At 59.4% G+C, this 15,551-nt stretch carries 8 protein-coding genes and 2 riboswitches; all 8 genes read right to left on the bottom strand.

Features of this window, described 5'->3' with window-relative positions; genetic code table 11:
• Positions 1 to 82: 82 nt before the first annotated feature.
• On the bottom strand, positions 83 to 3,658 hold the full coding sequence (gene rpoC / locus C4N22_RS05205; protein ID WP_112148221.1) for a DNA-directed RNA polymerase subunit beta': 3,576 nt from the start codon (positions 3,656 to 3,658) through the stop codon (positions 83 to 85).
• Between the two features lie 127 nt (positions 3,659 to 3,785).
• Positions 3,786 to 7,628 carry a DNA-directed RNA polymerase subunit beta gene (locus tag C4N22_RS05200; protein WP_112148220.1) on the bottom strand — a complete coding sequence of 1,281 codons (3,843 nt, stop codon included), beginning with the start codon at positions 7,626 to 7,628 and terminating at the stop codon, positions 3,786 to 3,788.
• Positions 7,629 to 8,018: 390 nt separating this feature from the next.
• Entirely contained in the window at positions 8,019 to 9,098 is a 1,080-nt protein-coding gene (rpoD, locus tag C4N22_RS05195) for an RNA polymerase sigma factor RpoD (RefSeq protein WP_022257789.1), read from the bottom strand.
• Positions 9,099 to 9,147: 49 nt separating this feature from the next.
• The gene (gene dnaG, locus C4N22_RS05190) at positions 9,148 to 10,923 is read right to left on the bottom strand and encodes a DNA primase (protein ID WP_112148219.1); all 1,776 of its coding nucleotides are present in this window, start codon (positions 10,921 to 10,923) and stop codon (positions 9,148 to 9,150) included.
• Between the two features lie 21 nt (positions 10,924 to 10,944).
• A complete protein-coding gene (locus C4N22_RS05185; protein ID WP_112148218.1) occupies positions 10,945 to 11,943 on the bottom strand; it encodes a deoxyguanosinetriphosphate triphosphohydrolase in 999 nt (332 codons plus the stop codon).
• A gap of 207 nt (positions 11,944 to 12,150) precedes the next feature.
• Positions 12,151 to 12,771 (bottom strand): IMPACT family protein, encoded by a 621-nt coding sequence (locus tag C4N22_RS05180; protein WP_022257786.1) that lies wholly within the window; start codon positions 12,769 to 12,771, stop codon positions 12,151 to 12,153.
• A 229-nt stretch (positions 12,772 to 13,000) separates the two neighbouring features.
• Positions 13,001 to 13,861, bottom strand: coding sequence for a CAP domain-containing protein (locus C4N22_RS05175; protein ID WP_112115273.1), 861 nt, complete (start codon positions 13,859 to 13,861; stop codon positions 13,001 to 13,003).
• Positions 13,862 to 13,938: 77 nt separating this feature from the next.
• A riboswitch (cyclic di-GMP riboswitch) is annotated at positions 13,939 to 14,014 on the bottom strand.
• A gap of 104 nt (positions 14,015 to 14,118) precedes the next feature.
• A riboswitch (cyclic di-GMP riboswitch) is annotated at positions 14,119 to 14,194 on the bottom strand.
• A gap of 246 nt (positions 14,195 to 14,440) precedes the next feature.
• On the bottom strand, positions 14,441 to 15,535 hold the full coding sequence (gene acrA, locus C4N22_RS05170) for an acryloyl-CoA reductase electron transfer subunit beta (protein ID WP_022257784.1): 1,095 nt from the start codon (positions 15,533 to 15,535) through the stop codon (positions 14,441 to 14,443).
• Positions 15,536 to 15,551 lie beyond the last annotated feature (16 nt).

Below are 15,551 nucleotides of genomic sequence, written 5' to 3'. Positions count from 1 at the left end.
CCGATCAAAAAAGCCGCCTCCACGAATTTCTCAGTGGAAGCGGCTTCGCGTTTATGGATTCGGTTTCAGGGGAACGCAGCGCTTACTGCTGGTTTGCAGCAGCCAGCTCCTCGGCCATAGCGGCGTCGCGCTCTTCCTCGCGGCGCTTCAGATCCTCACGCACCTCCGGGAGACCGGTACCCGCGGGGATCAGTTTGCCGATGATGACGTTCTCTTTCAGGCCAGCCAGCGGATCGATCTTGCCCTTGATGGCAGCTTCGGTCAGCACGCGGGTGGTCTCCTGGAACGACGCGGCAGACAGGAACGACTCGTTGGCCAGGGCAGCCTTGGTGATGCCCAGCAGCACCTGCTGGTACTCCACCAGCTTGACACCCTCTTCGCCAGCGTCGATCCGCTTCTGCAGCTCGGCGTTGATGTTCTCGACCTCCAGGCGGTTTGCCAGAGCGCCGCCGATCAGATCAGAAGAGCCGGAGTCGGTCACGCGGACCTTGCGGCACATCTGACGGACGATGACCTCGATATGCTTATCGTTGATCTCAACGCCCTGCAGACGGTAAACTTTCTGGACCTCGCTGATGAGGTAGTTCTGGACATCGCTCAGGCCCTTGATGGCCAGAATGTCCTGCGGATAGAGGACGCCCTCGCGGGTGATGATGTCGCCCTTTTCCACACGGTCGCCCGGCATCACGCGTGCGTGCTGGGTGAACGGGATGGAGTAGCTCTTCACGACCTCCGCGCCGTTCTCATCCTTGCCAGTGACCTTGATGACCACGTTCTTCTTGGTGTCGTCCTGAGAGACCACACCGGAGATCTCGCTCATGATGGCCATGCTCTTGGGACGGCGGCTCTCGAACAGCTCCTCAACACGGGGAAGACCCTGGGTAATATCTTCAGCCGATGCAATACCACCGGTATGGAACGTACGCATGGTCAGCTGAGTACCGGGCTCGCCGATGGACTCTGCGGCGATGACGCCGATGGACTCGCCCAGCTGGACGGGCTCACCGTTTGCCATATCGCTGCCGTAGCAGTGTGCGCAGACGCCGATCTTGGCGCGGCAGGTCAGCAGGCTGCGGATCTTCAGCTTGGTGATGCCGGCTGCCTCGATGTCATTGGCGTCGTACAGGTCGATCATCTTGCCCTCGGGCACGATGACCTCACCGGTAACGGGGTTGATGACATCGCCCACGGCGTAACGGCCGATGATACGCTCACGGAAGCTCTCGATTTTCTCCTTGCCCTCGTGGATCTCAGAGACCCACAGGCCATCGGTGGTGCCGCAGTCGATCTCGCGGACGATCACTTCCTGAGAGACATCGACCATGCGGCGGGTCAGGTAGCCGGAGTCAGCGGTACGCAGAGCGGTATCCGCCAGGCCCTTACGAGCACCACGGGCAGAGACGAAATATTCCAGAATATTCAGACCCTCACGGTAGTTGGCACGAATGGGCATCTCAATGGTCTTACCGGCGGTGTTTGCCAGCAGGCCGCGCATGCCGGCCAGCTGCTTGATCTGGTTCATAGAACCACGAGCACCAGAGTCCGCCATCATGAAGATCTCGTTGTCCTTGGGCAGGTTTGCCGCCAGAGCCTTGGAGACCTTATCGGTGGTTGCCTGCCAGATGTTGATGGTCTGGGTGTAGCGCTCGTTCTCGGAGATCAGGCCGCGGTTGAACAGCTTGCTCACCTGAGAGACCTGCTTGTCAGCCTCGGCGATCAGCTCGTCTTTCTGGGGCGGGATGACAGCGTCGCAGACAGCAACGGAGATGGCGGACAGGGTGGAGTACTTGTAGCCCTGAGCCTTGATGGCGTCCAGCATCTTAGCGCACTTGTGGGTGCCGTTCCGGGTCATGCAGCGGGAAATGATGTCGGGCAGGGTCTTCTTGGTCACGCGGAAGCTGACCTCATACTCCAGCCAGTGCTCCGGATCGGTACGGTCGATATAACCGAGGTTCTGGGGCACAGGGTTGTTGAAGATGATGCGGCCGACGGTGGCATCCACCAGACCGGTGCGCTCCACGCCGTCAATGGTCATGGTGCGGCGCACCTTGATGGGTGCGTGCAGGGTGACAACGTGCTCGGCGTAAGCCATCAGAGCCTCGTTCTCGTCGCGGAAGATCTTGCCCGCGCCCTCATCGTTCTCACGAACGGTGGTCAGGTAGTAGCTGCCCAGGATCATATCCTGCGTAGGAACGGTAACAGGAGCGCCGTCAGAGGGCTTCAGCAGGTTGCCGGAAGCCAGCATCAGCATCTTGGCCTCGCGGCAAGCATCCTCGCCCAGGGGCAGGTGAACTGCCATCTGGTCGCCGTCGAAGTCGGCGTTGAACGCGGTACATGCCAGGGGGTGCAGCTTGATTGCACGGCCCTCCACCAGCACCGGGTTAAAGGCCTGAATGCCCAGACGGTGCAGCGTAGGTGCACGGTTCAGCAGAACGGGATGACCCTTGATGACGGTCTCCAGGCTGTCCCAGACCTCAGGCTTTGCACGCTCGACCATCTTACGGGCGGACTTGATGTTGTTGGCAACACCCTTTTCCACCAGGTCTTTCATGACAAAGGGCTTGAACAGCTCCAGAGCCATCTCCTTGGGCAGACCGCACTGATCCATCTTCAGCTCAGGGCCGACGACGATAACAGAACGGCCGGAGTAGTCAACACGCTTGCCCAGCAGGTTCTGGCGGAAACGGCCCTGCTTGCCCTTGAGCAGATCAGACAGGCTCTTCAGGGCACGGTTGTTGGGGCCGGTGACCGGACGGCCACGGCGGCCGTTGTCGATCAGGCTGTCCACAGCCTCCTGCAGCATCCGCTTCTCGTTGCGCACGATGATGTCGGGAGCACCCAGCTCCAGCAGGCGGCGCAGACGGTTGTTGCGGTTGATGACGCGGCGGTACAGGTCGTTCAGGTCGGAGGTGGCAAAACGGCCGCCGTCCAGCTGGACCATGGGGCGCAGGTCAGGGGGCAGAACAGGCAGCACATCCATGACCATCCACTCGGGGCGGTTGCCGGAAATGCGGAAAGCCTCCACGACCTCCAGACGTTTCAGGATGCGGACACGCTTCTGGCCGGAGGACTTCTCCACCTCAGCGGTCAGCTCAGCGCTCAGCTGATCCAGGTCGATCTCTTTCAGCAGATCCTGGATCGCCTCAGCACCCATGGCGGCCTCAAACTCGTCGCCATAGCGCTCACGCATCTCACGGTATTCTTTCTCGGTCAGCAGCTGCTTCTTTTCCAGCGGGGTCAGACCGGGGTTGGTAACGATATAGCTTGCAAAGTACAGCACTTTCTCCAGCAGGCGGGGGCTGATGTCCAGCATCAGGCCGATGCGGCTGGGGATGCCCTTGAAGTACCAGATGTGGCTGACAGGAGCGGCCAGCTCAATGTGGCCCATACGCTCACGGCGGACCTTTGCTTTGGTGACCTCGACGCCGCAGCGGTCGCAGATCTTGCCCTTGTAGCGGATGCGCTTATACTTGCCGCAGTGGCACTCCCAGTCCTTGGTAGGTCCAAAGATGCGCTCGCAGTACAGGCCGTCGCGCTCCGGCTTCAGGGTGCGGTAGTTGATGGTCTCCGGCTTCTTCACCTCACCGTAGCTCCACTTGCGGATCTGCTCAGGAGAGGCAAGGCCGATTTTAATGGAATCGAAAACGTTGTTTTCCATGAAACGAACCCTTTCTTAATCTCTAGTTGTCTCGATGATAACAGGCGGCTTTGCAATCCTCTGTTCCCTGCCCGCGCGGCACGCAGCACGCGCGCCGCGCCAGGCAAAAAACAGCTTTGTTCAGGATTTACTCAAAGTCCACTTCGTCGGAAGCGGGAGCCGCGTCGCCGGAGTTGTTGTCGTCCAGCACAGAGGGATCATCGAAACCCGCGTCGGCGTCCTTGATGGTGTAGTCATTCAGCAGCTCGTTCTCGTTGGTAACGGTCTCGCTGCCGGCAACATCGCGCATATCAAAGCCAGTCTCTTCGTCGTCGAAGTTCTGGCGCATGTCGATCTCGTTGCCGTCCTTGTCCTGGACCACAACGTCCAGACCCAGGGACTGCAGCTCCTTGAGCATAACACGGAACGACTCGGGGATGCCCGGCTGCGGGATGGGCTCGCCCTTGACGATGGCCTCATAGGTCTTCACACGGCCCTCAACATCGTCCGACTTCACGGTCAGGATCTCCTGCAGGGTGTAAGCGGCACCGTAAGCTTCCAGTGCCCAGACCTCCATCTCGCCGAAGCGCTGGCCGCCGAACTGGGCCTTGCCGCCCAGAGGCTGCTGGGTGACCAGAGAGTAGGGGCCGGTGGAACGTGCATGGATCTTATCATCGACCAGGTGATGCAGCTTGAGGTAGTACATATAACCGACGGTAACGCGGTTGTCGAACTTCTCGCCGGTGCGGCCGTCGTAAACAGTGGTCTTGCCATCGCGGTCCAGCTCGATCTTGGAGAAGTCGATGATGTGGCCCTTCTCGCCCATGATCTTGGGGAGCTTGGTGGGATATGCAGGAGCATTCTCGCCGTGCCACAGCTCGCGGGCGGTATCAAAGGTATCGCCGATATCAGCCTCGCGGGCGGAGTCGAAGACGGGGGTCATGACCTTGATGCCACAGGCCTTTGCCGCGTAGCCCAGGTTGACTTCCAGCACCTGACCGATGTTCATACGGGAAGGAACGCCCAGGGGGTTCAGCACGATGTCCAGCGGGGTGCCGTCGGGCAGATAAGGCATATCCTCCTGCGGCAGGATGCGGGAAACGACACCCTTGTTGCCGTGACGGCCTGCCATCTTATCGCCGACGCTGATCTTGCGCTTCTGAGCGATGTAGCAGCGGACGACCTCGCGGACGCCGGGCTGCAGCTCATCGCTGTTCTCCGGAGTGAAGACCTTGACATCCACGATGATGCCGTACTCGCCGTGAGGCACACGCAGGGAGGTGTCACGCACCTCGCGGGCCTTTTCGCCAAAGATGGCGCGGAGCAGGCGCTCCTCAGCGGTCAGCTCGGTCTCGCCCTTGGGGGTGACCTTACCAACCAGAATATCACCGCTCTTGACCTCAGCGCCGATGCGGATGATGCCGCGCTCGTCCAGGTCTTTCAGAGCGTCCTCGGAAACGTTGGGGATATCACGGGTGATCTCCTCAGGTCCGAGCTTGGTGTCACGAGACTCCGTCTCGTACTCTTCAATATGAATGGAGGTATACACATCCTCGCGGACGATCTTCTCGTTCAGCAGGACGGCGTCCTCGTAGTTGTAGCCCTCCCAGGTCATGAAGCCGATCAGAGCGTTCTTGCCCAGAGAGATCTCACCGTTGCGCATCGCCGGGCCATCGGCCAGCACCTGGCCAGCCTTGACGGTCTCGCCCACTTCCACGATGGGGCGCTGGTTGATGCAGGTGCCCGCGTTGGAGCGTGCGAACTTGACCAGCGGGTAGTTGTCCAGGGTGCCCTGCTCGTTGCGGACCACCACATGGTCGGCATCCATCTTCTCCACAACGCCGTCGTTCTTTGCCAGAACAGCGGTGCCGGAGTCGGTAGCTGCCTTATACTCCATACCCGTTGCCACAATGGGCTGCTGGGTGACCATCAGAGGCACTGCCTGACGCTGCATGTTGGAGCCCATCAGTGCACGGTTACAGTCATCGTTCTCCAGGAACGGGATGCAGGCGGTCGCAACAGAGACCATCATACGGGGCGAAACGTCCATATAATCGACCTGTGCGGCGTCGATTTCCAGAATGTCGTCGCGGCGGCGGGCAGAAACGCGGGGACGGATGAAGTGCTTGCCCTCGTCCAGCGGCTCGTTGGCCTGTGCCACAACGTACTCGTCCTCGACATCAGCGGTCATATACTCGACCTCGTCGGTGACGACCTGATCGATCAGCTTGCCGTTCTCGTCGTAGGTCTTCTTCACCTTGCGGTAAGGAGCCTCCACGAAGCCGTACTCGTTGATCTTGGCGTAGGATGCCAGATAGGAGATCAGACCGATGTTGGGGCCTTCAGGGGTCTCAATGGGGCACATACGGCCATAGTGGCTGTAGTGGACGTCGCGGACCTCGAAACCAGCGCGGTCACGGCTCAGACCGCCGGGGCCCAGAGCGGACAGACGGCGCTTGTGGGTCAGCTCAGCCAGAGGGTTGTTCTGGTCCATGAACTGAGACAGCGGAGAAGAACCGAAGAACTCCTTGATGGCTGCCACCACAGGGCGGATGTTGATGAGGGCCTGCGGGGTGATGACGCTCTGATCCTGGCTCTGCAGGGTCATGCGCTCACGGATGACGCGCTCCATGCGGGAGAAGCCGATGCGGAACTGGTTCTGCAGCAGCTCACCGACGCTGCGGATGCGGCGGTTGCCCAGGTGGTCGATATCATCGGTGGTGCCGATGCCGTGGCCCAGGCCGTTCAGGTAGTTGATGGAAGCCAGAATGTCGGTCACGGTGACCGTACGGCCGATCAGCTGGTCGTGGTTGCGGCGCAGCATCTCTTTCTGCTCTTCCACATCGGAAGTGGTGTCCAGGATCTTCTTGATCTCGTCAAAGGAGCAGCGCTCGTTGATGCCGCACTCCTTGACGTCAAAGGAGAAGAAGCCCTGTGCGTCCACACAGCCGTTGGTGATGACCTTGACGTTCTTCTTGCCCTCCTTGAGGGAATCGTCCATGGACAGGATGACAACATTCACACCGGCGGCATCGGCTTTCTCAGCCAGCTCGCGGCTGATCTTGGTGCCAGCCTCCACGATCAGCTCACCGGTCAGGGGAGCCACGATGTTCTCAGCGGCAACATAACCCATGATGCGGCGTGCCAGAGAGAGCTTCTTGTTCATCTTATAACGGCCGAAACGGGACAGATCGTAACGGCGCGGGTCGAAGAACAGCATGTTGATCTGGCTGGTAGCAGACTCCACCGTGGGAGGCTCGCCGGGGCGCAGCTTGCGGTAAACTTCCAGCAGGCCCTCTTCCTGGTTCTTGGTGGTGTCCTTTTCCAGGGTAGCCAGAATGCGCTCGTCGTCACCGAAGAAGTTCAGGATGTCCTCATTGGTGGACAGGCCCAGTGCACGGCACAGCACGGTGACAGGCAGCTTGCGGTTCTTATCAATACGGACATAGAACACGTTGGAAGCGTCGGTCTCGTACTCCAGCCAGGCACCGCGGTTGGGGTTCATGGTAGCGCTGTACAGGTCGTTACCAACTTTATCCTTGGCATCTCCGTAGAATACGCCGGGAGAACGAACCAGCTGGCTGACGATGGCACGCTCAGCGCCGTTGATCACAAAGGTGCCCGCATCGGTCATCAGCGGGAAATCACCCATGAAAATTTCCTGGTCCTTGACTTCGCCGGTCTCCTTGTTCAGCAGACGGGCGGTAACGCGCAGGGGGGCAGCGTAGGTCACATCGCGCTCCTTGCACTCCTTGATGCTGTACTTGGGCTCCTTATCCAGACGGAAGTCCACGAAGCTCAGCGCCAGGTTACCAGTGTAGTCCTCAATGGTGCCGATATCGTGGAAGACCTCTTTCAGGCCCTCGTCCAGGAACCACTGATAAGAGTTCTTCTGGACCTCGATCAGGTTCGGCATACTGATGACTTCGTCGATGTGGGAGAAGCTCATGCGCTCGGTTTTGCCGAGCTTTACGGGCTTGACTTTCATCATAAAATCAACCACTCCTTACTTTTATACTCTACGGATTTGCAATAACGCAGGTCGAATTTTGAGCAGACACACATAATCCGACCCACGCCCCGCGGAGAAGTTCGGCGTTTTTCACAAACTTTTCGGTTCGGTCCTCCAAGCTCGCTCCACGCAAACTCCCTTTTTGGCGCACTAGGCCATTATGTGATACTGGTTTAGTATACTCCCTAAAAGCCTTGCTGTCAAGCCATTTTTCGCATTTTGGTGCAAAAAATTTCCCGGGAGCCCTGTTTTGCAGGACACCCGGGGGCGTGTAGCTTTTGGTTGATTTAGGCCTTGATTTTTTCGTTTTTCATGTTCCTGCCAAAAACAGGGTTGTGCATTTTGTACAGGTTGGCTCTTGCACAGGGCTCACTCCTCCAGATAATCCCGCAGCCGTTTGGCCCGGCTGGGGTGGCGGAGCTTGCGCAGGGCCTTGGCCTCGATCTGGCGCACTCGTTCCCGGGTGACATGGAACTCCTTGCCCAGCTCTTCCAGTGTCCGGGCCCGGCCATCTTCCAACCCGAACCGCAGGGCAATGACCCGCTCTTCCCGGGGCGTCAGGCTCTTGAGCACATTCATCAGCTCCCGCCGCAGCAGCTGCCGCCCGGCCTCGTCCACCGGGACGCCCGCCTCCTCGTCCTGGATAAAATCCTCCAGATGGGCGTCCTCTTCCTCGCCCACCGGCGTTTCCAGGCTCACGGGTTCCTGGGCCAGCTGTAATAATTCCCGCACCCGGGCGGGCTCCATCTCCAGCTGGGCCGCGATCTCCTCCGCCGTAGGCTCCCGCCCGTTTTTGCGGAGCAGCTCCCCTGCGGTCTTCTTCACCCGGTTGATGCTCTCCACCAGATGCACCGGGATCCGGATGGTCCGTCCCTGATCGGCAATGGCCCGGGTGATGGACTGTCGGATCCACCACGTCGCGTAAGTGGAAAACTTGAAGCCCCGATCCGGTTCAAACTTTTCCGCCGCTTTCATCAGGCCCAGGTTTCCCTCCTGGATCAGATCCAGGAACGGCAGGCCCCGCCCGGCGTACCGCTTGGCCACCGAGACCACCAGCCGCAGATTTGCCTCACTCAGGCGTCGGCGGGCTTCCTCGTCCCCGGCCTGCGCCGCCCGGGCCAGCTCTGCTTCTTCGTCGGCGGAAAGGAGCGGCACCCGCCCGATCTCCTTTAAATAGGTCTTTACCGGATCATCCAGCGCCACGCCCTCCGCCGAGAGCTCGTGTTCCAGCCGCCCGATCTGTGCCTCATCCAGCGGGGGCAGGTCGGGGTCTTCCTCTTTCACGGTCACGCCCCGGGCTTCCAGCGCCGCATGGAGCGCATCCAGCCCAGCCGCATCGTACTCCTGTTCGTCCATCGCCCGGCCGATCTCCTCCGGCGTCAGAGTATGCCGCCGGGCACGGGCCGCCAGCAGCCGGGCCAGTTCCTCTGTTTGTGACATTTTCTGCATGATTCCTTCTCCTTCCGGCTCCAGCCGGGTGGAGGAGGGCCATGCCCTGTTATTCTTCCGGGGGAAGATTCCCCTGTTTTTTCTCCCGCATCGACTGGAGATACTGCTCTAATTGATCGTTGGACATTTCGGCCGCCTTTTTTGCTACCGGGGTGCCCCGGGCAATGCGGTCCAGGTAGAGCCGGATATCGTCCGGCGTACAATTCACATCGCTGTATTTTGCCGCAAGGGCGCTCAATTCATTCAGCGCTTCTTCGCTGACGTAGGCACGCAGGGTGGCCAGACTCAGCTCGATCCCCTGTTCCCGGCACTGGATCATGGCCTGATACAGCTCCCGCTGCTGGGGCAGCAGGAACTTTTCCGCCGGGAGCTGTCTGCGCACCATGTCCAGATAGCCGGGCTCCCGCAGGATGGCGGCCAGCAGCCGCTGCTGCGCACTGGCCACACCCAGCGCCTCGGCCCCGCCCATGCTGTAGGGCACGTTGATCTGGTTCATCTCGCCCTCTTTGAGCCGGGCACGGCTCCGCTCCTGCCGGCGCTTGTAGCCTGCCCGTTTGACCGCCGTTTCCAGCTGGGTCAGAATGGCCGTCTTGGAAACATTGGTCTCCTCGGCCAGCCGCCCGACGTAAACTTCCTGTTCCGTGGGGTTGGAGCGCTCGGCCAGCATGTCCACGGCTTCTTTGATGTATTCCAGCCGCTGGCCGTCCTGGCTCAGGTCGTATTTGTCCCGCAGCCGCTTGAGGCGGAAATCCAGCGCGTTGCCCACGCCGTCCAGCAGAGCCTTGAACCGCTCTGCCCCATATTTCTTGATGTACTCGTCCGGGTCCTTTGCCCCGGGGATCTGCAAAACGCCCACCTTGACCGGACTGTTCCGGAACAGCTCCAGCGAGCGGAGGGTGGCTTTCTGGCCCGCCTCGTCCGAGTCGTAGCTGAGGATGACTTCCTCTGCATACTGGCTGATGAGCTTGACCTGATCCGGCGTCAGGGCCGTGCCGCAGGCGCAGACCGCCGTGTCAATGCCCGCCTGCTGCATACTGATGACATCCATATAGCCCTCGCAGAGGACAAAGCGGCGGGAGGCACTCTTCTTGGCGATCTGCAGTGCGAACACCGTATCCGACTTGTGATACACCAGCGTTTCCGGGCTGTTGACATACTTGGGCTTGGAGTCGTCCAGCACGCGCCCGCCGAAGGCGATGATGTTGCCCCGCAGGTCAAAAATAGGGGTCATCACCCGCTTCCAGAACAGGCAGTAAATGCGGCCGGACTGGCTGCGCTTGAACAGACCGCTGGCGTCCAGCTCCTGCTGGTTGTAGCCCTTATCCCGCAAAAACTGGTAGAGAGCCTGCCCGTCGTTGGGGGCATACCCCAGCCCGAACCGGACAATGGTCTTATCGTCCAGCCCGCGCCGCCGCCAGTAAGCCCGGGCCTGCCGGGCCTCCTCCACGGTAGAATTGAGGCAGGCATGGAAGAACCGCGCGGCCTCCTTGTTCATGGAGAGGATCCGGCTGCGCATCCGCCCGGTCTTATCGTCCTCTTCGGGCTCCGGCATTCCGGCCCGGGCCGCCAGCAGCTTGACCGCCTCCGGGTAATCAATGCTGTTGATCTTCTTGGTAAAAGTAATGGCATCGCCGCCCGCGCCGCAGCCAAAGCAATAAAAACTCTGGGTGTCCGGGTAAACATAGAACGAGGGAGATTTTTCGCTGTGGAACGGGCAGAGCCCGCCGTACAGCCGCCCCTTGCGCTTGAGCTGGACATAGCTGCCAATGAGCTCGGTGATGTCCGTCCGGCGGGTCAGCTCTTCAATGTATTCGTGTGGGATCATGGTCTCTTTTGCTGCTCCTTTTTAAAGAACGTGCCATTTGCGGGGCACAAAAACATCTTCGAACGTCCGGATGGCAAACTCATCGCTCATGCCGCTGATGTAGTCCGTCACCGCACGCTCCCGCCCCTCCTGATAGGCCAGCTGCAAATAGAAGTTGGACATCTGATCAATGTGGGTCAGGTAATATTCGTAAAGCTCCGTGAGCACTTTTTCCACTTTCTGCTCTTCCCGCTTGGCGGTGCGGTCCACATACACGTTGGCGTACATGAAATCTTTCAGGGCCAGAAACGCTTCGTGCTCCTCGGCTCCCACGCCAACGTCTCCGTCGCTGTGGGCAAGGATGCTGCGGATCATGGTGGTGATGCGTTCGGATTTGGTATTGCCCAGCACCGCCGTGCACTCCTTGGGCAGGATGTCCGGGTCCAGCACACCGGCCCGGACGGCGTCCTCGATATCGTGGTTGACGAACGCGATCTGATCCGCCATCCGGACGATGCGCCCCTCCGGCGTGGCCGCCCAGGTACCCTTGGTGTGGGTCACAATGCCGTTCCGCACCTCCCAGGTCAGGTTCAAGCCCAGGCCCTCTTTTTCCAGCTTGTCCACCACCCGCAGGCTCTGCATATAGTGCTTGAAGCCATCGGGGCAGAGCTTGTTCAGGGCAGCTTCGCCCGCGTGGCCAAACGGCGTGTGGCCCAGGTCGTGTGCCAGGCCGATGGCCTCGGTCAGGTCCTCGTTGAGCCGCAGCGCCCGGGCAATGGTCCGGGCCACCTGGGTCACTTCCAGCGTATGGGTCAGGCGAGTGCGGTAAAGGTCGCCCTCCGGCGAGAGGAAGACCTGTGTCTTCTGTTTGAGGCGGCGGAACGCCTTGCAGTGGATGACGCGGTCCCTGTCCCGCTGGAACACGGGCCGGATGTCGTCCGGCTCTTCCTGCCGCTGCTTTCCCCGGCTCGCATCGCTGAACGTCGCCCAGGGGGCAAGGGTCAGCCGCTCGATCTCTTCGGTACGTTCCCGCACATTCATCCACAGTCCCTCGCTTTCTGTTCTGTTGTCCTGCTCTCCCCTTTCTCAGCACGCAGCGGATCCCAAACGCCGCGCCTTGACAGTATTGTACCGCATTTGTGCTGTCGAAGGGGGAAGATGCCTGTCTATTCTAAAAATAAAAGTTTATTTTGGATGGCAGGCCCTCTGCCTGTCATCCAAATTTTCTCTTTCTGCCATCCAAGCCGTTCAGAACGGGGCGTAAAACGGCTTGGAAACGCTCACATTTGCCCCGCCCCGGGTCAGTTCCCGCAGCTGCTCCAGCAGCGGGCCCTCGGTGCCCTCCGGCATCTGCCAGCGCAGAGCCACCCGATCCGTGAATTCCGGTTCGGCCAGCTTGGCCCCTGCCCCCTGGATCAGGAGGCTTGCCCGCTCATAGAGGGAGTAATCCACAGTCACGCTCAATTCAATGACGCTGCGCACCGTGACGACCTCCGCATTTTCCAGTGCCCGGGCCGTAGCCGTGGTGTAAGCCCGTACCAGGCCGCCCGTGCCCAGCAGCACCCCGCCAAAGTACCGGGTCACCACCACGATGAGGTCGGTCAGGCCGCTGTGCTGCAGCACTTCCAGTGCCGGGGTGCCCGCCGTCTTCGCCGGTTCGCCGTCGTCGGAGTAGCGCTCCCGGTTACCCTCCCTCAGGCGGTAGGCATAGACGTTGTGGCGGGCGGTGCGGTTTTCCGCCCGCACTTTTTCCAGAAATGCCACAGCGGCCTCCTCGCTGTCCGCAAAGGAGAGCTGCGCAATAAAGCGGCTCTTTTTTTCTTCGTACTCGCCAATGGCCGTGCCCCGTATGGTGCGATAATCCTCCACAGTCTTCCTCCCTATCCTCTCTCCGGCTCCCCTGGCAGGACAGACTCCCTCCGGCCGGAGGGAGATGCCGCGTCAGCGACAGAGGGAGGACGGCTGACCGCGCCAAAGCGCGGTTTGAGAGGTTTCTTATCAAAATAAGTATAACATAAAAAAGAATACAAAAAAAGCCCGACAAATGTTCCTGCGCATCTGTCGGGCCACGGTAATGGCTTATGTATTTGATTGTGGATCACTCGGTGACCAGCATTGCCCAGTTGGTACCGTAATCGCTGTTGGTGTCATAGTAGCAAGAAACGCACATCTTGCGGGCTTCTGGATCGAGGAGGATGGCACGGTGGCCATCGGAATTCATCCAGGAATTGACGACCTCTTCCGGGCTGCGGCTGCCCCAGGCAGCAACTTCGCCAACGGCCTGATCTTTCACGTTAAAGGTGTTCAGCACGGTGAAGCAGCTGGTACCATCGGGACGGGTGTGGGAGTTGACCTCTGCCAGCTCACGAGCGCGGAGCTCGGTAGCGGCGTTCAGGTTTGCACCGCCCAGAACCAGGGCGTTCAGGCCGCGGCTGGTGCGCTCTTTGTTGACCAGTGTCATAACCTGCTGAGAGAACTCGTCAGCGTTCACGGGGTAGGTGCAGATGACCACCCAGTAATCGCCGTACTCACCGCCATGATAGTGGCCGACGCCAATGTTCTTGACATTGCCATCCAGCAGGCAGGCGCGGAAGTAATCATTGCTCATCCAGGCTGCAACGGTCTCTTCCGGAGTCTCGGTGCCTGCCCAGTAAGCTTCGCCCACGGAAGCATCGGTCACGCCATACTCGCTGAGGATGGTGAACTCGCGCTGGCCATTGGGACGGACATAAGAATAACGGGAGGTGAGCTCCTGTGCACGAGCCTGAGCGGCGTCGTTCAGGTTCTGGCTGCCGATGGTCACGGCAGAAACGCCAGCCTTTGCACGCTCCATGTTGATCAGCTGCAGGAACTGCTCGCTCTCGCTGCTGGAAGCAGCGGAAGCAGATGCTGCAAAAGCGGATACGACGCACAGCATAACAATGCAGAGCATCATTTTCAGAACATTGTTCTTACGCATATTCAAGACTCCTCGTTGACGATGTTGCAAAAAAAGAGCATTGTAAACGCACCAAGAGCGGATACAATACTCTTTCAAGGTGCAACTGGCTGCCATTTTACAGGCCCTATAGCTTTGCGTCACAGCCTTTCGACTGCTTTGCCGGTTTATGAAAATTTACAATCTCTTCAACGAACTCCGAAGACTGCGTTTCTTTTCAGGCAAAAGAAAAAGAGCATTGAATTGCAACAGATAGCAAAACAACACTCATACAAGTAATGTGCAACTGGCTGCCATTTTACAGGCCCTATAGCTTTGCGTCATAACCTTTCGGTCATTTTGCTAAATATTCAATTCGCAGTCTCCTTTTCAGGAGCCTTCCGGAAACTTATCCTCAGGGGAAAGTATTCTGCTTTTCAGCACTCTGCTTTCCACAGCTGTAGTATAGCACGGCCTGTCACCCCTGTCAACCGTAAACCGTCAGAAATTGCAAATTTTTTTCACATCCTGTCGTGATCCGTCTCCCCCTGCCTTTTGCAAACAAAAAAGAGAGGGCGGCTCTCCGGTACCGCCCTCTCTCAATGTTCAAAACTTCTCAGATCACTGAGCAGCCTTGGCTGCCTCGATCTGCTTGACCAGCTCGGGCACGACCTTGAACAGATCGCCCACGATGCCGTAATCGGCCACACCAAAGATGGGTGCGCCCTCATTCTTGTTGACAGCGATGATGCACTCAGAATCCTGCATACCTGCGGTGTGCTGGATGGCACCGGAAATACCCAGAGCCACATAGATCTTGGGGTGCACGGTCTTGCCGGTCTGACCGACCTGATGGTCAGCAGTCATCCAGCCTGCATCGGTCACGGCACGGGAAGCGCCGACCACGCCGCCGCCCAGGGCTGCCGCCAGCTGCTCAGCCAGCTCGATGCCCTTGTTGACATCCTTGCTGATGCCGCGGCCCACAGAGACGATCACGTCCGCGCCGATCAGATCGACCAGCTTCTCAGCGGCCTTCTCAACGCTCAGCACTTCGGTCTTGATGTCGTCAGCGGTCAGGCTGAATGCGGGCTTCACAATCTGGCAGGCATCAGCCTTAGCCTGATCGAACGGAGCCTTCTTCATAACGCCGGGACGGACAGTGGACATCTGGGGACGGAAGCGGGGGCAGATGATGGTAGCCATCAGATGGCCGCCGAATGCGGGACGGGTCATCTTCAGGTTGCGATCCTCATAATCGAACTTCTGCTTGGAGAGGTCGATGGTAGAGCTCTCTTTCAGAAACTCGACATACTTTGCGGTATCCACATCCAGGTGGGTGGCATCAGCGGTCAGGCCGGTGTGCAGACGGGCTGCGCAGCGGGGGCCCAGATCGCGGCCAATATTGGTCGCGCCGATCAGCAGGGCCTCGGGCTTGTACTCGTTGACCATGTCGCAGAGGACCTTGGTGTAAGCGTCGGTGGTGTAGTCTTTCAGCAGCGGGCTCTCGCAGACCATGACCTTATCGGCACCATAGCCGCCCAGCTCCTTGGCAATGCCTTCCACGTTGTCGCCCAGCAGCAGGCCGGTGACCTCGCAGTTCAGCTCGTCAGCCAGCTTACGGGCCTCGCTGACCAGCTCGAAATCGGTGGGCATCAGTTTGCCCTGGCGCTGCTCACAGAAGACCCATACGCCCTTGTACTCGTTAAAATCAGCCATTGTAATCCTATGCTCC

This window comes from Faecalibacterium prausnitzii (genome assembly GCF_003287495.1).
Taxonomy (GTDB): domain Bacteria; phylum Bacillota; class Clostridia; order Oscillospirales; family Ruminococcaceae; genus Faecalibacterium; species Faecalibacterium prausnitzii_I.
The sequence above is the reverse complement of the archived record's forward strand: the minus strand, read 5'-3'. Positions and strand labels throughout refer to the sequence as shown.

What these genes read in the sequence shown, in the direction of transcription:
- rpoC (WP_112148221.1), bottom strand. Translation starts at nt 3,658, where the DNA reads ATGGAAAACAACGTTTTCGATTCCATTAAAATCGGCCTTGCCTCTCCT.
- C4N22_RS05200 (WP_112148220.1), bottom strand. Translation starts at nt 7,628, where the DNA reads ATGATGAAAGTCAAGCCCGTAAAGCTCGGCAAAACCGAGCGCATGAGC.
- rpoD (WP_022257789.1), bottom strand. Translation starts at nt 9,098, where the DNA reads ATGCAGAAAATGTCACAAACAGAGGAACTGGCCCGGCTGCTGGCGGCC.
- dnaG (WP_112148219.1), bottom strand. Translation starts at nt 10,923, where the DNA reads ATGATCCCACACGAATACATTGAAGAGCTGACCCGCCGGACGGACATC.
- C4N22_RS05185 (WP_112148218.1), bottom strand. Translation starts at nt 11,943, where the DNA reads ATGAATGTGCGGGAACGTACCGAAGAGATCGAGCGGCTGACCCTTGCC.
- C4N22_RS05175 (WP_112115273.1), bottom strand. Translation starts at nt 13,861, where the DNA reads ATGCGTAAGAACAATGTTCTGAAAATGATGCTCTGCATTGTTATGCTG.
- acrA (WP_022257784.1), bottom strand. Translation starts at nt 15,535, where the DNA reads ATGGCTGATTTTAACGAGTACAAGGGCGTATGGGTCTTCTGTGAGCAG.